At 47.1% G+C, this 19,655-nt stretch carries 17 protein-coding genes; 7 read left to right on the top strand and 10 right to left on the bottom strand.

Annotation, left to right across the window (positions count from 1 at the left end; all coding sequences use genetic code 11):
• Positions 1-24: 24 nt before the first annotated feature.
• Positions 25-591, top strand: coding sequence for a hypothetical protein (locus tag ACSHX2_RS06945; RefSeq protein ID WP_435691911.1), 567 nt, complete (start codon positions 25-27; stop codon positions 589-591).
• Here the strand turns inward: ACSHX2_RS06945 and recN are convergent.
• Positions 588-2,231: a DNA repair protein RecN gene (gene recN, locus ACSHX2_RS06940; RefSeq protein ID WP_435691909.1), complete on the bottom strand. Its 1,644-nt coding sequence runs from the start codon at positions 2,229-2,231 to the stop codon at positions 588-590. The two genes, ACSHX2_RS06945 and recN, sit on opposite strands and share 4 nt — an antisense overlap.
• A 108-nt stretch (positions 2,232-2,339) precedes the next feature.
• On the opposite strand from recN, the gene ACSHX2_RS06935 reads away from it, so the two are divergent.
• The 3 genes from ACSHX2_RS06935 to ACSHX2_RS06925 are packed head-to-tail and all read left to right on the top strand — an operon-like array spanning position 2,340 to position 6,093.
• Positions 2,340-3,116, top strand: coding sequence for an MBL fold metallo-hydrolase (locus ACSHX2_RS06935; RefSeq protein WP_435691907.1), 777 nt, complete (start codon positions 2,340-2,342; stop codon positions 3,114-3,116).
• A 13-nt stretch (positions 3,117-3,129) separates the two neighbouring features.
• On the top strand, positions 3,130-4,707 hold the full coding sequence (locus ACSHX2_RS06930; protein ID WP_435691905.1) for a TIGR03790 family protein: 1,578 nt from the start codon (positions 3,130-3,132) through the stop codon (positions 4,705-4,707).
• A gap of 24 nt (positions 4,708-4,731) precedes the next feature.
• Positions 4,732-6,093, top strand: coding sequence for a DUF2851 family protein (locus ACSHX2_RS06925; RefSeq protein ID WP_435691904.1), 1,362 nt, complete (start codon positions 4,732-4,734; stop codon positions 6,091-6,093).
• Positions 6,094-6,109: 16 nt separating this feature from the next.
• Here ACSHX2_RS06925 and ACSHX2_RS06920 read toward each other — a convergent pair whose 3' ends face one another.
• The 4 genes from ACSHX2_RS06920 to ACSHX2_RS06905 all read right to left on the bottom strand — a co-directional run bounded on the left by ACSHX2_RS06920 (position 6,110) and on the right by ACSHX2_RS06905 (position 11,318).
• Positions 6,110-7,321: an NnrS family protein gene (locus ACSHX2_RS06920; RefSeq protein WP_435691902.1), complete on the bottom strand. Its 1,212-nt coding sequence runs from the start codon at positions 7,319-7,321 to the stop codon at positions 6,110-6,112.
• 191 nt (positions 7,322-7,512) lie between these two features.
• Positions 7,513-9,507 (bottom strand): cytochrome c biogenesis protein, encoded by a 1,995-nt coding sequence (locus ACSHX2_RS06915; protein WP_435691900.1) that lies wholly within the window; start codon positions 9,505-9,507, stop codon positions 7,513-7,515.
• On the bottom strand, positions 9,494-10,699 hold the full coding sequence (locus ACSHX2_RS06910) for a cytochrome c biogenesis protein ResB (protein WP_435691898.1): 1,206 nt from the start codon (positions 10,697-10,699) through the stop codon (positions 9,494-9,496). Before ACSHX2_RS06910 ends, ACSHX2_RS06915 begins: the two co-directional genes overlap by 14 nt.
• A 4-nt stretch (positions 10,700-10,703) precedes the next feature.
• Positions 10,704-11,318, bottom strand: a complete 615-nt coding sequence (locus ACSHX2_RS06905; RefSeq protein ID WP_435691896.1) for a hypothetical protein — start codon at positions 11,316-11,318, stop codon at positions 10,704-10,706.
• 34 nt (positions 11,319-11,352) lie between these two features.
• Between ACSHX2_RS06905 and asd the strand changes: the two genes are divergently transcribed.
• On the top strand, positions 11,353-12,240 hold the full coding sequence (asd, locus tag ACSHX2_RS06900; RefSeq protein ID WP_435691895.1) for an archaetidylserine decarboxylase: 888 nt from the start codon (positions 11,353-11,355) through the stop codon (positions 12,238-12,240).
• A 53-nt stretch (positions 12,241-12,293) separates the two neighbouring features.
• Here asd and ACSHX2_RS06895 read toward each other — a convergent pair whose 3' ends face one another.
• The gene (locus tag ACSHX2_RS06895; RefSeq protein ID WP_435691893.1) at positions 12,294-12,914 is read right to left on the bottom strand and encodes a hypothetical protein; all 621 of its coding nucleotides are present in this window, start codon (positions 12,912-12,914) and stop codon (positions 12,294-12,296) included.
• A 194-nt stretch (positions 12,915-13,108) separates the two neighbouring features.
• On the opposite strand from ACSHX2_RS06895, the gene lepA reads away from it, so the two are divergent.
• Together lepA and ACSHX2_RS06885 are read left to right on the top strand one after the other, a co-directional pair.
• A complete protein-coding gene (lepA, locus tag ACSHX2_RS06890) occupies positions 13,109-14,908 on the top strand; it encodes a translation elongation factor 4 (RefSeq protein WP_435691891.1) in 1,800 nt (599 codons plus the stop codon).
• A 43-nt stretch (positions 14,909-14,951) separates the two neighbouring features.
• Positions 14,952-15,632 carry a phospholipase D-like domain-containing protein gene (locus ACSHX2_RS06885; RefSeq protein ID WP_435691889.1) on the top strand — a complete coding sequence of 227 codons (681 nt, stop codon included), beginning with the start codon at positions 14,952-14,954 and terminating at the stop codon, positions 15,630-15,632.
• Positions 15,633-15,693: 61 nt separating this feature from the next.
• Here ACSHX2_RS06885 and ACSHX2_RS06880 read toward each other — a convergent pair whose 3' ends face one another.
• The 4 genes from ACSHX2_RS06880 to ACSHX2_RS06865 all read right to left on the bottom strand — a co-directional run bounded on the left by ACSHX2_RS06880 (position 15,694) and on the right by ACSHX2_RS06865 (position 19,648).
• On the bottom strand, positions 15,694-17,043 hold the full coding sequence (locus ACSHX2_RS06880; protein ID WP_435691887.1) for an AI-2E family transporter: 1,350 nt from the start codon (positions 17,041-17,043) through the stop codon (positions 15,694-15,696).
• Positions 17,044-17,222: 179 nt separating this feature from the next.
• Positions 17,223-17,933, bottom strand: coding sequence for a YebC/PmpR family DNA-binding transcriptional regulator (locus ACSHX2_RS06875; protein ID WP_435691885.1), 711 nt, complete (start codon positions 17,931-17,933; stop codon positions 17,223-17,225).
• A 142-nt stretch (positions 17,934-18,075) separates the two neighbouring features.
• Entirely contained in the window at positions 18,076-19,398 is a 1,323-nt protein-coding gene (locus ACSHX2_RS06870) for an FAD-dependent oxidoreductase (protein WP_435691883.1), read from the bottom strand.
• Complete coding sequence (locus tag ACSHX2_RS06865) at positions 19,382-19,648, bottom strand: acyl carrier protein (RefSeq protein WP_435691881.1); 267 nt, start codon at positions 19,646-19,648, stop codon at positions 19,382-19,384. The genes ACSHX2_RS06870 and ACSHX2_RS06865 overlap by 17 nt, the downstream gene beginning before the upstream one ends.
• Between the last annotated feature and the right edge of the window lie 7 nt (positions 19,649-19,655).

Here is a 19,655-nt window from a genome sequence, read left to right as displayed (position 1 = left end):
TTTCTCTTTATCCTCATAACTCCTATGGCAAAAAAAACTCCTAGCAGCCTAATTGAAAAAATCTCCATGGCGGCAGCTGTGCTTCTGTTAGTCGCTGTTGCCTCATTTTTTATTAGCTACTTCTATAAGTCCTACGAAGTTACTAGTGAAGCCAGCTACGCTGATAATCTACCCGCTACCGGTAAGTTTGCCGGTATCGAAAGCATAGTAACTCATTGGCAAGAAGACCCCATCACTAAGAAGGTTTTCCCATACGCCACTATCGCCCTCGAACCTGACAGTACTTCAGGTTCACTTCGTGCCCTTTTCGGAAAAAATAAGGATCTCAATGATTTAGATCAGACCGTGATTGGAGATCCACACACCCTTCAGTTTAGCCAAGGAAAATTCAACAACGGTACGAACACAATCACCATTAAGTGCTCTCAAGGGCTTTCTGACTTAGCTGAATATCTAGGTTATAAAGACCAAGAACTCTACCGCTGGACGATCCGAGTCAGTGAGTCTTCTAAAGATCAGCAGAGCTCCTCTGCATTCTCTGCTCTAGCTCACGCGCCTATTGAGCCTAAGCTAGTTGAAAAGGACTCCTAAACGAGTAAGCTTTCAGCCATCGCTCTCGCTTGTACGCCGTCTCCGCCACCTAACATTCTTACTAGTTCAGCAATGCGCTGTTCTCCAGTCACAGCGACTAATGTGGATCGAGTGCGCCCGCCTTCAACCAGCTTTTCCACCACGAAATGCTCAGCGGCCACAGCAGCAACTTGAGGGAAATGCGTAATAGAGACAACTTGATGTTTCTGCCCTAGCACCGCCATTTTCTCTCCCACTGCACGCGCAATCTCACCGCCAACATTGGCGTCAATCTCATCAAACACCATCAGCGGTGTCGCATCTTGTTCAGCCAAGGCACTTTTCACAGCCAGCATCACACGTGAAATTTCACCGCTCGAAGCAACTTGTCTCAGCGGCTTGAGTGGCTCACCAGGGTTGGGTCCAAACTGGAAATCCACACCTTCTAACCCATTGGCGCTCGCTTCTGTATGTGGCACAATATCTAACTCAAATGAGGCCTGCTTGAAGCCTAGCTCTTTGATATGATGCGCTATTTCTTTCGCCAGCTTAGGAGCAAACTTCTTGCGCTTGGCTCCTAACTTAGCTCCAGCAGTTTGAACCTTATCGGCTAGGCTCTGAACCTCAGATTTGAGTGCATCTATCTTATCTCCACGGTTCTCAATCGTATCCAGGCGCTCACTTGCCTTAGCGTGATGCTCTAGCACGTCTTCAAGACTTGGACCATATTTACGCTTCAGTGTTTCAAAAGTGTTAATTCTATTCTCTAAAGCCAATGCTTCAGAGGGATCGATATCTAGTGACTCACTATAGTCAGCCATGCTTCGCTCTAGTTCCTGAAGCTCTACAATCGCGGAGTATAGACCACCGAGAAGTTCTACCGAACCGCTGTCAATATGTTCTAACTCTCTCGCGAGTTTCTGCACTTCGCTGAGTCGCTCGTTCACTTCATGTGCTAAAATACCAGCAATCTGCCCTGAGCATTCAACCAAACGCGTGCTATTAGAAGCCCTCTTATAGCGCTCTTCTATCTCAGACTCTTCAGCGGGTTTCAGTTCCGCTTCATCTATTTCATTTACCTGGAAACGCAGCAGATCTATTTCCTGCTCGTTCGCCTGTTCACTTTTCTGAAGGCTCTCAAGCTCAGAACGCTTCGACCGCCATTTGGCATACACTCCCCGGTATGCTTCCCTCTCATTTTGTACAGACGCATAGGCATCTAACATCGCGAGTTGTCGCTCTACCGAAAGTAAGGATTGATGATCATGTGGGCCATGCAGGTCGACCAGATGCTCACCAAGACTTTTTAAAACGTTAATTGTGGCCGAGCTATTATTCACCCATTGTTTATTAGAGCTCTGACCTAGAACTCTCCGGATAATTAGCTGATTCCCATCACAAGCTTCAATTCCGGCATCTTCAAGAATCCGGTTGATCTCTCCTACATTCTTTAACTCAAAAACAGCCTCTACCGTGCAGGAACTCTCTCCAGTACGAATCATTCCCTTCGTCGCACGCTCACCTAACACGAGCTTTAAAGCTCCAACGATCACTGACTTACCAGCACCAGTCTCCCCTGTTACTCCAATAAGGCCCTTACCTAACTGCCAGCTCAATTGATCTACAAGAGCGAGATTTTTAATAGAGATATGTGTTAACATAGTTTGATGATGCAGCAGACTAAACAGCCGATATTGACTTAGCAACTGCACATCACTTCGAAATGACCCTTTTCAAATGGCACTTCTCACACCTAAGATGACTACGTATTGAAAACGACTCTCACCTTTCTTGGCACATCGACTTCTGTAGGCATCCCCGTGATCGGATGCGATTGCTCAAGCTGTACTTCTGATGACCCTAAAAACGATCGCATGCGTGCATCTGTACACATTCAGACCAGCACACATTCTATCTTGATCGACTCTGGCCCAGACCTCCGCCAACAAGCACTCCGTCATAATTTACGTAAGGTTGACGCCGTCCTCTACACCCACTGCCATCTTGACCACATTACAGGTTTTGATGAGCTCCGCGCATACTGCTGGCGACGAGATACCCCACTCCCCATGTATTCTAGTAAGGCATGTCTCGATGAACTCGCTCGAATCTTTGCTTGGGCATTCACGCCTAAAAATGTCTATAAAGGTTACATTAAGCCAGCTGCAAATCCGGTCTCCCGACCATTCATGTTAGGCCAAACCAAGATTACTCCACTTCCTGTGCTCCACGGCTCAGTGGAAACGATAGGATTCCGCTTCGATGAACCCGGACAACCCAGCATAGCCTACATTCCTGACGTCAAAGAAATCCCTGAAAGTACACTAGCCCTCCTCACTGGCCTTGATCACTTTATCATCGACGGACTCCGACCAGAGCCACATCCCACACATCTGTCGATCCAAGAATCGGTTGAGATCGCACAGCGCATTCAGCCAAAACAAACATGGCTGACGCATATCTCACACGAAACAGACTACTTAACAGAAGAATCGAAACTCCCTTCAAATATTCGTTTCGCTTACGATACCCTTCAGTTAGACTAACGCGTCGTTGTATATGAAATACCTAAGCATTCTTTTATTAGTCCTCAGCTCAGTTTGGTCGATAGCCAAGCCAAGCATCGACCCCACCTCTATCGCTATTCTCTACAATAGTAATATGAAGGAGTCTTCCGAACTCGCATTCTATTATGCAAAACAGAGGAACATCCCCTTAGATAATCTCGTTGGCCTCGACACTCCAAATTCTGGTCATATCAGCCGTGAGCAATATCAGAAAACTATCGAAGGCCCATTACGTCGCCACTTCAGCCACAACCGCTGGTGGAAGCTTCAAAAAACTAGCGACGGATTCATTATCCCTACTGACAGCAAAATCCGCCTCCTTGTCTGCGTCTATGGCGTACCGTTCGGTATACAACAGGTCGCCATCCCTAAAGAAGAAAGTGATAAGCTCCACATCATTGAACGCTCTAACAAAGCTGCTGTTGATTCCGAACTCAGCACATTTGGCGTCCAAAATTTACCACTAAAAGGTGCAGTACCTAATCCTTACTTCAAACAGAACACCAGCTTCCCAAACGATAAAAAATTCATCCCCTATGTCATGGTGGGCCGTATCGATGGTCCGTCACCAGAGATAGCCAAACGTCTCATCGATGACGCTATCGCTACAGAAAAACAAGGACTCTGGGGCATGTGCTATCTCGACCAAGCGCTGAAAGGAGCTAACTATCAGATTGGCGATGATTGGTTAGAGAACATCTATCAATTCAATTGGGAAAAAGGGATTCCCACCGTCATTGATCGCAATAAACAAACCTATCTCACAAATTACCCAATGCGTGATGCAGCACTCTACTATGGATGGTACACCTCGCACAAAAATGGTTTCTTGTTAGATCCTGAGTTTAGATTCAAAAGAGGAGCTGTGGCAATGCACCTACACTCATTTAGTGCCAGCAACTTACGCAACCTCAAAACAAACTGGGTAGGACCCATCTTAAACGCTGGCGCTGCAGCCACGGTAGGCAATGTGTATGAACCCTACCTCGACCTCACGCATCATTTTGATATTCTCAACGAGCGCTTAATTGAAGGCTACACTTTCATCGAAGCAGCCACTATGTCCATCCCTGCTTTCTCATGGATGAACGTCTCTATTGGCGACCCTCTATATCAACCATTTAAGCACATCAGTAGTTCTGGTGAAGTGGCAGAAGAGGACAAAACCTATCGCGCCATTAGCCTCGCATTCAGAGCATGGAAGGATGATGATGAAAAAATCAGTCGCCGACTACAGACTGCCGCTATTCAGAAAAATGATGCACGATTTTACGAAGTCTTAGGTCTATGGAAGCTTTCTAAGAAAGACAACAAAGGTGCTCTTTCATTCTTCTACCCAGCTTTAAGTAAGTACCCAGATGCTAGTGACAAAATTCGCACAACACTACATCTCGCTAATCTATTCCGCAGCGAAGGCCAAAAGGCGCAGGCCGTTGATGCTCTTGAATCGATCGTAATTGGCAATGAAAACGAACCTGCTGCCAAGGCGGTCAAAGCTATGCTGAACATACTCAACCCGCCACCGCCTCCAGCCGCACAACCTAGAAAGCCGGATAGCACTCAAAAATAACTGTAGCCCTATTAAATACTCCCAATGCAATGCTACTCCCAACTCTTACATCACAGCTTCCCCACTCTCCTCGCTGAAGCTCCACCACTGGAACTTCCCGACGAGCTCAGCCTCCAAGCTCTCTGGTTCAATGGTCAGTTCGGCCGCGAATTTACCAGCACCACTGGACAGGCAGTTAGTATAAGACAATTTGGTTTCTGGAATCGTACTGCTGGTCCAGACTTTCTACATTGCTCCGTAGAAATCGACGGCATAAGCTCATCGGGCCCTATCGAACTAGACACCCACGCCAGCGATTGGGTTCAACACGGCCACGACACCAATCCAGTATTCAACGATGTCATCCTGCACGTCGTTTTAAATGACTCTGTTCCCACCCAGTTCTCTAGGACTGAAAATCATAGTGATATCACCAAAGTTGTCATCCCTATCGACCTTGTTAGAGAAGCTCTGCAACACCCACGTCACGCTAGCGCGACAGCACATATCGGAAGGTGCTATCAACCCCTCGAACAGCTCTCAGATGACTCTGTAGATTCACTGCTAAAAAAAGCAGCTAAACATCGATGTCAACTAAAGGCTAGACGGCTAAACAGAATTCAAGAAGTGCACGGAAGTGATCAAGCTCTGTGGATCGCAATAGCTGAAACCCTAGGCTATCGACCTAATAAAAATGCAATGAGCCAACTCGCTCAAAGGCTTCCCATTCATTTTCTTAAACAGCATTCGCCAATCAGTTCAGCCCTCTTGTTCGGCACAGCAGGCTTCTTACACCCAGATATTCACAAAGACGCCCCTGCCGACTCGCAGCAATGGTTAGAAGAATTATGGCAATCATGGTGGCAGCACCGCCAACAACACGAACTGAGCTCTGCAAGGTCTATCAAATGGAGCTTCACAGGTATACGACCTATCAATCACCCACAGCGCCGACTTGCAGCCCTCGCATTAATTGCACAGCACTGGCCGACCTTCCGTAAACTCAGTTCCCAGTCCGATCGCTGCATGGAGTGGCTCGGACAGCTCACTGATCCATTTTGGTCTCATCACTACACCCTCACATCAAAACGCAGTGACAAGAAACTCTCCCTAATCGGCAAGGACAGAGTGCGTGACCTGTTAATCAATCACCTTCTCCCACTTCGCATAGCGGAGGGAGATGATAGAGCGTGGAATCAGTATCTCAGCTTTCCCGCTCCTGCTCTCAGTGAGTCAGTCAATCGGGCATCAACTCGCCTCTTCGGTCAGCGCCCCGACAAAAAGAAGTGGCTTCGCTACGCTTGGCAGCACCAAGCACTGCTCCAAATTTATCACGATTTCTGTCTCGAAGACGTCACTGAATGCGAAAACTGCCCATTCCCAGAGCAGCTAAAACAATTCAGTTAGTCTTACTCTCCAATTCTCATTTCTTCCTAAAATTCATATCCAACACCGATTTCACAGGCGCAGCAGCTTTAGCTTTTACCGTGATTGGTCGACGATGGATGAAAGGAAACACAGAAAATCCCCAAATAATGCTGACCAATACCCAGCAGAAGGCCGCGTAGATGTGGTGCGTCGTTCGTATAGCGGGCATGAAGTCAGCTGAAACCCTTGTTGCCATTGCTAACAATAAAAGCGCAGTACTTGCTACGAGGAGCTTACCCCAGCTCTGAAACTCCCCCCCCTGTCCACTGTGCCCATAAATGACGCGTGTGCCCACGATCATAGCGATGAGCCCGAACCCGCCAATGTAGAGCGTGTGCTCTAGTGCGATTCGTTGCTGGTCTAGCACGCCGATAGCGACCATCCCACCAAGCAGGCAAACAATTCCCGCTCGCAGTGAATACGCCATCACGCCCTTCGTTCCAGTGCGCTTAAGCCAGCCACTTTCTTTAATCAGCCAGATGAAACAAACTAGAAATCGTGTCCACGCCATAGCTCGTTGCTGTCCATGCACCTCGACCCAATAAGTGAGAAGAATCAAAACACCGACAACAATACTTTCTCCAGCTTTTACTCGCCAAGCCTTAGTACTTTTTATTCCCTCCTTTTTCACTCCCAGCACCATTGGAAAGAAGAAGCTCCCTATTCCTAAAATGGGTAACAAAATGAACGCCTGATAGAGCAAGCGCTGCGCAAACACAGTCACATAAAAGTGTTCTGATGGCACAAAAAACGCCCACCACGCAGCCCCAAAAACTCCACATAATATACCCATGACGGCCAGTACCATTTGTGGAGCCGTTGCAGACTTGCGTTTCTGAAATCGCGTCCAGAAACAAACTAACATGAAGCTCAGACTAACTGCAAAAATTCCGTCACCTAGCTGATTACTTCCAGCACCGTGAGCGATGCAATAACCGAAATAACCCAACACCAAACTCATCACTTGCCATAATTTCAGTGACGGCGCAGAAAGCATTTTAGGCATCGCCGTCCCTAGAAAGCCAATGGCGTAACCACCGACAAACCCCTCAATCATTAATCGCGTGTGAGCCTGTACTGGGTAAAACTCAATACACTGCCAGTAGAACAAGGGCCACAGCATGACTCCCACTACTCCAGCCAACAGCGCCATCGGAAAAAACAGCCGATAGGGCTCGGCGGCGACAAGTTGTAGCTTTGTACTCACAACTCTTGTTCTATGTCATCGAACACAGCCAAAAAAGAGAATTCCAGCTATGTGCATATTTCGTATCTAACGACACAAAAATTGCTCAACTCCTAGCTACATCGCAGAAAACCGACAAGGCCTACGACCCTTTACCGCTTCAAATAAAAAGTAGCCCATATTATGAGCTACTTAAATGATATAGAGAGTGATTAGGACGCCTTCAGCTGTTTCTTTTTTGCGTTTTCGTACCACGCATAGCTGATTCCTAGAACCATCACTAGCACTTCAAGCGCGTAGAATGACCAGATTGCTTTCAGTCCGTCACCGGCAGTGAAACCATAGTTGTGGAGACCAATGCTTAAGAAATTCACATGCCACCATGAGAAAGTTACTAAAATAGCTCCGAATACAGCACAAATGTGGATTCCCCATTCTTTAATGTACCCAGCCATCCGTGCATGCAGAATAATCAAGGTCCAAAGCACAATAAGTAGCGCTCCATTTTCCTTTGGATCCCAGCCCCAGAAACGGCCCCAGGAATCGTTCGCCCAGACACCACCGAGAATGGTTCCGACCAAACTAAAGAAAAGAGTGAAACACACACCGCCGTACACGATACGTGTCATGAAGCGACGGAACGATTTGTCGCCTTCATCGATATTGAATAAGCGTGCAAAAATATACACATGCGCCAAGCCGGCAGTGAGTAGACCGCCCGCATAACCGATCGTGATCGTGGTCACATGAGTCGCTAACCAGAAGTTCGAGCGTAACACAGCGATAAGCGGGTTCATTGGGTCCACGCCCTTAGACTCTTCATACCACATCGCCAGGAACATTCCTAGGGCTGCTAGGAAAAATGCCAGACCTAGACACACACCACGTTTCGTCACCCATTCGATGAATGCTAAGACAATGATAGCAATCGCAGTGATGAAAGGAATGGTATCGTAGAGGTTTCCTACTGGCGGGCGCCCCATCAAAATACTTCTGTGGATAATACCAGCCACAACGAGAACTGTGCCGATGACTAACAAGACCCATCCGATACGGTTACACACACGGCCCCAGCGGGTCGCAGGTGAGATCCAGCCAAAGGATACTACGAGAAAACCCAATACAAATGGTGTGAGTGATCGGTAGAAATAATCCATACGGTAGTACGCCATTTCGCCCTTGAGAGTAGCCCCTTCGCCACGCTCATCCATAAGAGCATAGACCTTGATTTTGTATGCTTTGACTGCTTCTAACAAACCAGCTTGACCGCCCTCTTCATAAGCAAGTGCTAAGGTCTCCATCTCTGTGAGATACTCTAACTGATCTTCATCAGCATCCGTCTTGAACTGCATGTACTCCATCAGCCAGTTATCACGCTTTGGCCAAATTGAGTTCTTGTCATCCAGAGATGGCATCATAGCGACTTCAGAATACACCGAGTCTCCCACCCGGATCGCTATGTTTGTTGCCACAGCTTTTAGGCCGTCTGCTCCATCAGGTGATTGCTGCGCACTGCTGGCGAATAGTGGAGCGAGCTGATTCCAACGCTTCACCCAAGAAGAAAATTTCTGAAGTTCATCAGTAAGAGAACTATCCTTATCCGCCATGCGCGAACGCACAGGTGAGAAATGCGAAGTTAATCCAATGTAATTTCTTATATTGGTATCCAGTCCGATAAATTGATCTTCAATGATGTCTAACTCGACACCTTCTTGCTTTTTCGTAAGTAGATCAGTTCGTAGACGATCAAGCTCAGCTAGATAAGGCTGAAAGTCCTTAAAACTGTATCTATCTCGGCGCTTCTTATTTGTATGATCCACTCCAATGAGGTCGAGCACATTGGCATCTTCGACTTGGAACACAGCCATTTCGTTGGCTAACTCCTCACGGAACATCGCATCCAGAATCCATTCCGTTGGAGTCAGTTTAAACTTCTCATCACCAGACTCGAAACGCACCTTGCGCTTACCGTTGACAGCTAGAAGCTCAAAACCAGCCCAAGTAGAAATCGGTTTAATGCGTCCACCGTCCTGTACAGGTAATGAAGCAAACTCTTGAACTAACTCACTGTCCCAAGCTTCATATCCCTCCACCACATTGGGTGGGCCTTTGATGATCGAATCCTTGGCCGTAGTCATCAAGAGACCGACGACTACCAACAAGGCGAAGACAAATCCGACCCAGCGTCCTAACTTACTTTTGCTCATTTTTGCTCCTTGCTATGCTTGCGGAAACGAATCCGAAAAGTTTAATAATAAAATGCACGAAGAGTGCAACACCACTGACATAGATGGCATACTTCGGCCATTGGTCAGAGGGGTTCGTTTTAATCGTAAATCCAGAGTAGGTAGTGCCATCTCGCACATCCCAAGTTGTCTGGTAATACGTAAGCCCTTTGTAACGAAGCGGCTTATTCATCTCGATTTTGAACTTGAGGGCATCCTTACCATTCTCATCGAGAGCGGTAACATCGCTCTCATAAGTCATTGCCAAACCTGTGCCCGGGTGCTTCTCACCGCGCGAATCATCGAGTCGGATGTCAAAAGGCTGCGGCCAAACTTCACCATGAATTCTGAAGCCATACACCTTGCCATCGATCGTAGCAGTAACGTCGTGACCGACACCTTCATAGAGAAGAAGCTGGTGAGTTTCATCACTTTGCTTTGCTTTAATCGTTACAACACAGGCTGAGAGGTTTTTCTCCTCAAAGCCAGTAGGTGTCTCAGCCATCGCATAATAGCCATCGATAATAACAGCATCTTCAGGCACCTTTCCTTGGACTGGATAGAGTTTCGCGTGAATTAAGTAATCACTCACCACAAGATCAAAGGGCATATTAGGCAGTAAAATCTCTCTACTTTCCGTCGGCTTCCCGCGTACTCCAGCGAGAACATCTGAGTTCAACACCGTTGGGTTCTGCTTTTCCCCCTCTTTGATTTCGGCAACTTCAATAGAAAGCTCAGTAAGACTGTAGGCCGTGTTACCTTTATCACCGATCTCTAGCTCCATGTAGGCTTCACGAGATTGGTGGTATGTCATCGCCCCCCCCACCATCAGCATTACCATACTGAAGTGTGAAACTAAAACAGGAGCATGCTTCCAACCCTTACGAATGCGAAACACCCCACCGATAATCAGGTTTAGGGTGAACAAGGCGCAAACCCAGTAACCACCAGGTAAAAATATGGGTAAGTCGTGACCATTCAGAGTCGGGCGCACCACATAGGCATCGAAGCTAAAGTACTTCCGCAGCGTCCAATAAAGACCACCAGGACCAGTTTGTTCGAGCGTCGAAAGCCAAGTCAGAATAAGCAACAAGACCATGCAGATAATTGCCACATGAAAGCCGCCTAAAAAGGCGAACACGCGTGCGAGAGGATTCGTTGATTTTTTAGCCATCAGCTTATTTCCATTTTAAACTTTTACAGAAGGCGAAGAAGTTTTCGCGTTGCGCTTTTACTTCCTCCGCACTGGCGACCATTTTCACCGTGATTAAATTCCCCCGTGTTTCCACCATCATCCCCAAAAGCGCAGCATCCTCTTTCGTGATCCCTCGCATCCCAGCGAAAGCTCCTTCTGCCTCGATAATCACCCCCTCTTCATCGAAACTCTCAAATGTTTCTAGATCGGCCACCACCACTTCCTTGTCACTACCGAATTGCTTCATCCAGCGCTGGGCATTGTCTTTGATAGCACCATTTGCAATAGACAAATAAACTTCGCCGTCTTCACCGAATTTACAGTTGTAGTCACGAAACTTAGTACTTGGAACGCGACGCCAATCAGCTGGCATGACACCGCCGATATTGCCCTCGTTATCATAATTAGAAATCTCACGTGTCTCAGTAACCTCAATAGGTTGGGTGCTTTCCTGACAGGAGGAAAGCACAAGGAGCGACGCCATCCCTACGGCTATGTTACGGATCTTCATGACTGCTTTGGCGATAATGCGGGAACGACCGACTTGCAAGGGCAATCGGGTATGCTCATTCTCTGAAATCTGGTCTTGTTCTTGCATTGCATTTCTTAAACTCTCCCCCACACTACGCGGCGTGGAACCCATTACTTTCTTTAATCGCTACACAAATAGCATCGAAACCGAGCAGGTCTATGGAGAATCTTTCCTAAAATGGGCCTATGGAAATCCACTTGGAAAAATTGCCCTGCACGCCTTCGTTAAACGTCCCTTCTTTTCCTCTTGGTATGGCAAACGCATGAACGCGCCAAAAACCAAAGAAAAGATCGCTCCATTTATCTTAGACTATCAAATGGATGCAGACGATTTCCTCGATACGCCAGAGAGCTTCCGGCACTTTAACGATTTCTTCTACCGCAAACTCAAACCCGCAGCCCGCCCGATCGCTGATAGCGATATTGTGTTTCCAGCAGATGGGCGCCATCTCGGTTTCCAGAACGCCGAAGAAGTCAGCGGTGTGTTCCTTAAAGGCCAAAAATGGGATCTACACGCACTTATTGGCGACGCCAAGCTCTACGAACAATTTAAAAATGGCAGCCTCGTGCTCTCGCGCCTCTGCCCCGTAGATTACCACCGGTTTCACTTCCCATGTGATGGCACGCCCTCTGAAACGCGCTTGATCAATGGCCCGCTCTTCTCAGTTTCTCCGATCGCTCTGCGCCAAAACCTCGCCTACATGTGGGAAAACAAGCGTACTTGCACGGTATTAGACACACCAGACCTTGGTCGCGTCCTCATTCTAGAAATCGGTGCGACTTGTGTCGGCTCCATCCTCCAAACGTACAAGGCTGGCACCCCAATATCTAAAGGAGCAGAAAAAGGCTACTTCGCCTTCGGCGGCTCCACCACCATCACCATTTTCCAAGAAGGCAAAGTCCAGCTCGCGGACGACCTCCTCAAACACAGCGCTGTGCAGCAAGAACTCTACGCAAAAATGGGGGACATGATGGGAACTTCTCTCTAAGCCCCTAAAATCTACCCCATCGCCCCAAAGTATTTCATATGTGCTGAATGTCTTTAGCGCGCTTTAAGTTGGGCCTCGACTTGAGGATCGATCTTCACCTTACCAACCTTCTGAGCACCTCCTTCAGCAGCTCTTAAAATTGCCGCTGCATCGTGCTTTTTACCGTGACCTTCATAGTTGATGGTCATTCTCGCGCTATTCACTGTATTCACTTCAGCGTGAGCTGGAATTGTTTGTGGAGGAATCCACACTGCCTGGAAAACATTAATCGGCTCAGCTTGCCCATTAGGCCCCTTTACCCACTCCACTGTCGGCACATCTTCATAGCGCCCTGGAATCACCCGTGTAGGAAAATTACTCTCTTGGATATTTTGAGTCGTACTCGGCTCGGCACCATAGAAATACCAATGACCATCAAGCACACTACGCTCAGCGGCTCTTACTTTACAAAAGTACGCACAGCCACTCGGAGCAGGCTGATTATACCCTGTAAACTGAATCTCAAGCTTATCGTCACTAAGTTTACGCTCACTATACCCCCCCCATTTACCTGAAGTTCCAGACCACGGTTTTTCTGGAACTGCTGTTTGCGGCTGATAAAATCTCTCTGCTGGCGAACAGGCTATAGCCATTAAACAGCTGGCAGAAACGAGTAATGTGTTCGGGAATTTCACACCGCAGTCTTAACATTTCATCAAACACCTTCAAGCCCTTGAGCTCCGATGACTCAGAATCGGTCAACAAGCTTTCGTTTTTCTCACTTTTTGCTGTAAAATCACCCCATCTTGGCTTCTCTTTCGTCCACAAAGAAATCTGGAACTCACTGACACGCTGCAGTTGATTCCATTCACCTCTGAGATCACACACCATGTCCATCGAGCTCACACGCAACTTTTCGATCATCGCACACATCGACCACGGCAAGACCACACTCTCTGACCGCCTTCTGGAATTCACTCAGACAATTGCGCAGCGTGATCATCAAGCGCAGCATCTTGATGCAATGGACCTGGAGCGCGAGCGTGGTATCACGATCAAGTCCCACCCGGTCACGATGAGCTACAAAGCTAAAGATGGGAAAACCTATCAGCTTAACCTTCTAGACACACCGGGTCATGTTGACTTCTCCTATGAAGTATCCCGCTCGCTTGCAGCATGTGAAGGCGCTATTCTCATAGTAGATGCCGCACAAGGTGTAGAAGCCCAGACTATGGCTAATCTCCATCTGGCCAACGAGCAAGAACTCCACATTGTTCCGGTCATCAACAAAATCGATCTTCCTTCCTGTGATCTACCTAGAGTACACAAGCAGCTCGAGGACATTATTTGTATCCCTGCATCGGAAGCAATCCCAGCATCAGCGAAGACAGGTATAGGTATTGAGGAAATTCTTGAAGCTATCGTTGAACGTGTCCCAGCACCTTCTCACGAATTCGATGACGACCTCCTCCGAGCATCTGTCTTCGACTCGCTTTATGATAACTTCCGTGGTGTCGTTTCCTACGTTCGCGTCATTTCTGGCAGCATGAAGCGTGGAACTAGAATCAAACTCTTCCACACGGCGAATACTTACGAAATCAAAGAGGTTGGAGTCTTCACTCCATTAATGACCAAACGTGAATCACTTCATGCAGGTGATGTTGGCTACGTCATTGCCAACATGAAGTCAGCACACGATGTAAAAATCGGTGACACCATGACTGAGTCGAACAAAGCCTGCCCGGAACCCCTTCCTGGTTTCAAGGAAATCCAGCCAATGGTTTTCTCAGGTATCTACCCTGTCGACACATCTGACTTTGAAGCTCTCAAGGTCGCTGTAGCTAAGCTACAAATCAATGACGCTGCATTCTCCTTCATGGCGGAGTCCTCAGTAGCTCTAGGTTTCGGTTTCCGTTGTGGTTTCCTCGGCCTACTGCACATGGAAATTATTCAGGAGCGCCTTCGTCGAGAGTTCAACATGGACATCATCTCGACCTATCCGTCCGTTATTTACGAGGTGACCAAAACCAATGGTGAAGATGTCATCGTAGACAACCCATGTATGTTACCTGACGCTCAGCAGATTCAAGAAATCCGTGAGCCTATGGTACGCGTTTTCATCATGACTCCAGGTGAATACATAGGTGACCTCATGAAGCTAGCCATGGACAAACGTGGTGAAATGGAAAACACAGAGACCATTGATGACTTCCGCGTCATGCTTACCTGCACACTTCCTTTAGCTGAAATCCTCGTAGACTTCAACGACCGCTTGAAATCAATGACCAAGGGCTACGGCTCCATGGACTATGAGCACAATGGCTACCGCGCTGCAAAGATGGTGAAAATGGATATATTGATCGCCTCAGAGCCGGTTGATGCCTTTTCAACTATCGTACACCGTGACAAAGCTGAGGGCTACGGCCGCAAACTCTGTGATAGACTCAAAGAAGTGATCCCTCGCCAACTCTTTGTCGTTGCCATTCAGGCTGCTATTGGCGGCAAGATCATCGCCCGCGCATCCATCTCAGCAATGAGTAAAAACGTAACAGCGAAATGTTACGGTGGTGACATCTCACGTAAACGTAAACTTCTCGAGAAGCAGAAAAAAGGGAAGGCGAAGATGAAAGCAATTGGTAAGGTCAATATTCCCCAGGATGCCTTCATCCGCGTCTTGAAGAACGACTAAGCGAAAACCACGTATCGCCCTCTAACAACCACCTTTGATTCTAGTGAACGAAGTTCATCATATCGAACAAGTCCTCATAGATTCACTCGAAGACTTTTCTATTTCCCGCACAGAAAGAAAAGAGCTCAAGGAGCTCTTAGCTGGAATTCACGGAAATGTAGCAGAGCAAGCAAAGGTGCGGCAACTCGCCTTTCGCCTCGCCGCGAAATCGATCGGTGAAATTGGTGAAATGGCCGCCATGGATTGGCTTCAATCGATCATCAAATTGATTTATTCACAGGAAGCTGAAGTAAAATCATCTGCCTATTTCTCCCCCGGCGAAAATTGCCTGCATCGCATTCAACAATTCATCAGGGAAGCGCAAAGCACATTAGATATCTGCGTCTTCACCATCACGGACAATCGCATCGTAGAGAAGATTATCGACGCCCATGCGCGTGGAGTGAAAGTTCGTATCATCTCCGACAATGATAAATCTGAAGATCTCGGTTCAGACTTCGATTACCTTGCAAACAAAGGTATCGCATGCAGAGCAGACCGTACAGATGCGCATATGCATCACAAATTTGCCATAGCTGATGACAATAAACTTCTCAACGGTAGCTACAATTGGACTCGCTCAGCAGCTACTGAGAACAATGAGAATGTGACAATTACTAACCACAAAAAACTAGTCCGTCAGTTCCAGAATGAATTCCTAAGGCTATGGAGTTCACTGAAGTAGCCACCATCGGTTACTGAAAATCTGCAGGTCGTCCAGCTCACTAAGCGTACTCCGTCCGAAACTAGGACTTAGGGAACATCTGGCTTAACTTCGTAGTATCTTCCGAAATTTTCAGACGCTTACCTTCAGCCTCGGCAGACTGAATCACAGCGTCCTTGAGTATTTGGGCTTCGGAACCAACCGCCCCGTTTTTATTCTCTTTACTGATTGCTACCGCAATCCAGCGAAAGTCTGCACTGTTATCTAGAGCTACTTTTACCAGCATGGTCAGAGGAACCGCTAAAAGCATCCCAATCGGCCCCCAAATCCAGCCCCAGAAAATAACGGAAACCACGACTACTAGAGTAGATATACCAAAACGCCGACCTAACAAAGTAGGCTCGAGAAAGTTTCCTAACAGTCCATTAATCATCAAGTAGCCGCCAGCTACAATAACTGCATGCTTCCAGTCACCGTACACTAAGAGAGATAGCAGGACTGGTGGAATACCAGCGATCACCGACCCAATAGCCGGGATATAGTTCAGAGCAAAAGCCAAGATCCCCCAAAGCAGCGGAAACTCGAGGTCTACAGCCCAACAGAGAACACCAGCAAGAAAGCCCGTCATAAGGGAAATCAAAGTCTTTATTCCGAGATAACGCTGAATGTCCTTAGTAGCACTGAGCAAGCGTTGGAGGTTCGGTCCTCTAGCCTCACAAATAGCATTAAAACGGCGCCCAAACATACGCGCCTCGCTCAGCATAAATACAGTGAGAAGCATCACCACAAATGTGGTACCTAGAAACGAAACAAGCTTTCCTAAAAAGTCGGTACCTAACTGAAGCACCTTATTTACTGAAAGGTACTTAAGCAGCTCGTTAGTAAGAATCTCAATACCCTTCCTAGCACTCACATTAGATATAGCGATAGAGTCTTCGACCAATGCTCCATCGAGAATATCACTATCGTCTTCACTAACTATTTCTGCAGTGGGAATGACCAGAGCCTCCGAAACACTTTCAGCGAGCTCACTGGTTTCTTCAGTAGAGCCCTGTGTTAGCATCCCCCAACTATCCATGAGGTTTGAAGTACTATCCGCAGCCTGCTCTACACGGTCTCTAGTGATATCATAATACTTTGTTTCCCACTTCGACTGGAGCTCACCTACAAGCATAATCCCTAGAAGGACCACGCCAGCAAGGAAGGCAAAGTCTACTAAAACTGTTATAAATACAGCGAGCCCACGTGGAACCCGATGCTCTCGGAGCCAGCTAGTAATAGGAAAAGAAACCGTCGCGATAAAAAATGCTAACAAGATAGGAACTACAAAATCAGTAGCAGCCTTCGCTCCTGCTATCACAAGCACAAGACTCGCCAATACAACGAGAGCTTTCGCTGCTTGGACTCCAGGTTCTTTAGTTGCTAGATTCATTAGTTCACTAGGGGTGCCAACTCAATGTGGCAACTCTGTAAGAGTACGCTAATTCCAAGAAAACAACAATCGATACATTCAAACTCAGTAAAAAAAATCCACAGCACATTTCTGTGTGCCACTAACAAAAAAGCACCCACCATGAAGTGAGTGCTTTTAGAAAATTTAGTATAACTATCTTAGGCGATGTTAGTGAAAACATTCTGCACATCTTCATCATCTTCAAGCTTATCGATTAACACTTCGATTTCAGTAATCTGCTCCTCGCTAAATTCAGCGGAATTATTTGCGATGCGCTCAGGAGCAGCTTTAGTAAGCTCTAAGCCCAATTCTTCCACAGCCTTAGATAGCGAACCAAAACTCGTGAAGTCACCGAGCACAACGACTTCTTCGCCCAAGTCTTCCATTTCCTCGAGACCGTGATCAATAAGCTCCAGCTCAATTTCTTCTAAATCTTTATCCTCTGGCTTCTTAAACTTCACCACAGATTTGCGGGTGAACATGAATTCGAGCCCGCCAGTTGGGAGTAGTCCTCCACCGTTTTTATTGAAAACTGTGCGGATGTTAGAAAATGTTCGCGTGTTATTATCAGTAGCACATTCTACCCAAATAAGAACACCATGTGGGCCTTTACCCTCGTAGTTGATCTCGGTATAAGAAACTGCATCTTTCGCTGTTGCACGTGCAATCGCCTTATCGATGTTGTCTTTAGGCATGTTCTCCGCCCTCGCCGTAGCTATCGCAGCGCGGAGCTTGGCATTCATCTCAGGATCATCACCACCCTCTTTTGCTGCCATCGTGATGGATTTACCTAATTTAGGAAACAACTTGGACATCTTGCCCCAGCGTTTCTCTTTTGCTCCTCTTCTGATTTCAAATGCGCGTCCCATGATTTTTATAAATAGTTAAATGAACAAATTGTGTGACTCATTGCTGGCGTTTTCAGCTTCGAATTTCAAGCGTATAAGCCAAAGAATCCATGAAACTTGGCAGTTGAGGCATGCACAGCTGATTTACCGAGTATACTCACACTCACTTAGGTGGGTGCACTGGCTCAATATGATTTGATACAATTTTAAGCTTTTTTTGGATCCTATCTACTTGGACAACTCTATCTGTTACACCTTCTGAATACATTGCAGCGGCCATTCCGGCAGCCTGACCGGTTGCAAAGCAAGTCCCCATAACTCTGACTGACGCCAAGGATTCATGGGTCGCTGATAGACAACGACCGGCAAAATAAACTCCAGGAATTTCATTACTCGTTAGCGAACGAAGAGGAATTTGCGGAACTTTAGACGTCTTAGGGAATTTAAACTTAGGTCCTTTGGCATCCTCCCGCAGTTCGACTGGCCAAGTAGCGTAAGCAACAGTATCTTTAAACGCCTTACCTTCCAGTAAATCATCCTCAGTTAGAGTGTACTCACCCGACCAACGGTAAGACTCTCTCACCCCTATTTCTGGGGCAAACCTCGGCTCGGAAACGTCTTTAAAGCAATGGTACTTTCCCTGGAAAAACCTGCGTAAACTCTGAGCTAATTGCTCACCCACCTCCCTAATTTCTCCCCTATTACCTACATCTGAAGGATCCCACGTACCCTCTGAGGTTTCGAGATCGAGACTCACGAAATATTCACCCTGGGACGGAGATTGCCTGATCGACGTTCCCATCGCTATAGAAGGAAGCTCACCAGCTCTGACAGCATGAACAATATCCAAAGCCAAGCGCATCTTAAACCCCTCAGTAGAAGCTTCCTCTCCTACATTTCTTAACGCAAAAATAAAGGCTGGCCTCTGTATCCGTTCAGGTTCCACTCGCTCTCGAGTCGCCCCTAAATAGTCGGCTAACAACGCATCTGCAGAGCAATCAATAAGACTACGACAGCGTACTGTTTGCTTCCCCCTTGCCGAAGATATACCAACCACAAATAAGCCTTCTTCATCTCGACTCACACTCAGACACTCAGTATTCAGAAGCAGATCTAAATACTCAGATTCTCCGGCCACCAGTTCCTTTAACAAGCAATCAAACACATCTGGTTGCTGAGGAAGGACATACACTCTTCCCATTTTTACCGGCCCAGATTGCTGAGTACGCTCCCGCATTGCTTTTTCTATTTCTTCCGGGAGCCCTCGATTAGCCAACTTTGGCGGCTCCGAGATATCGGGCATATAGAGACCACAAAAGGTATGAACAAATGCTAAACTACCCATACCTCCAAGCTGCTGAGACCTTTCTATCAGCATAACTTTACTCCCCATTCTAGCTGCAGCCAGCGCGGCGCAAACACCAGCGCTACCAGCCCCCACCACTACGACATCGACCAAATCAAGAGTATTAGCTCTCTGATCCATCGCATCCCTTTTTGTTAACTACTAATGTAGCTATCGATGAAAATGATTGGAAATTCTCACGTCCTAAGTCTGAAGCGTCTAAGCGGATATCAAACTCCTGCTCTATCAAGAAAATGAGCTGCATCAGAGCCATTGAGTCCAATCCCTCTTGATACAAATCTCCATCATCGGAGAAAGAGGGTTCAATAGGAATCAGCTGCTCGGAAACTAACTCTCGTAATTTGAGTACTACATTCAGATTTGAAGACATGATGATC

The sequence above is a fragment of the Rubritalea sp. genome, from assembly GCF_051252225.1.
Lineage (GTDB): Bacteria > Verrucomicrobiota > Verrucomicrobiia > Verrucomicrobiales > Akkermansiaceae > Rubritalea.
Note: the sequence above shows the minus strand (reverse complement) of the source record. Positions and strands in the feature narration are given on the sequence as shown.

What these genes read in the sequence shown, in the direction of transcription:
- ACSHX2_RS06945 (WP_435691911.1), top strand. Translation starts at nt 25, where the DNA reads ATGGCAAAAAAAACTCCTAGCAGCCTAATTGAAAAAATCTCCATGGCG.
- recN (WP_435691909.1), bottom strand. Translation starts at nt 2,231, where the DNA reads ATGTTAACACATATCTCTATTAAAAATCTCGCTCTTGTAGATCAATTG.
- ACSHX2_RS06930 (WP_435691905.1), top strand. Translation starts at nt 3,130, where the DNA reads ATGAAATACCTAAGCATTCTTTTATTAGTCCTCAGCTCAGTTTGGTCG.
- ACSHX2_RS06925 (WP_435691904.1), top strand. Translation starts at nt 4,732, where the DNA reads ATGCAATGCTACTCCCAACTCTTACATCACAGCTTCCCCACTCTCCTC.
- ACSHX2_RS06915 (WP_435691900.1), bottom strand. Translation starts at nt 9,507, where the DNA reads ATGAGCAAAAGTAAGTTAGGACGCTGGGTCGGATTTGTCTTCGCCTTG.
- ACSHX2_RS06910 (WP_435691898.1), bottom strand. Translation starts at nt 10,699, where the DNA reads ATGGCTAAAAAATCAACGAATCCTCTCGCACGCGTGTTCGCCTTTTTA.
- ACSHX2_RS06905 (WP_435691896.1), bottom strand. Translation starts at nt 11,318, where the DNA reads ATGCAAGAACAAGACCAGATTTCAGAGAATGAGCATACCCGATTGCCC.
- lepA (WP_435691891.1), top strand. Translation starts at nt 13,109, where the DNA reads ATGTCCATCGAGCTCACACGCAACTTTTCGATCATCGCACACATCGAC.
- ACSHX2_RS06880 (WP_435691887.1), bottom strand. Translation starts at nt 17,043, where the DNA reads ATGAATCTAGCAACTAAAGAACCTGGAGTCCAAGCAGCGAAAGCTCTC.
- ACSHX2_RS06875 (WP_435691885.1), bottom strand. Translation starts at nt 17,933, where the DNA reads ATGGGACGCGCATTTGAAATCAGAAGAGGAGCAAAAGAGAAACGCTGG.
- ACSHX2_RS06870 (WP_435691883.1), bottom strand. Translation starts at nt 19,398, where the DNA reads ATGGATCAGAGAGCTAATACTCTTGATTTGGTCGATGTCGTAGTGGTG.
- ACSHX2_RS06865 (WP_435691881.1), bottom strand. Translation starts at nt 19,648, where the DNA reads ATGTCTTCAAATCTGAATGTAGTACTCAAATTACGAGAGTTAGTTTCC.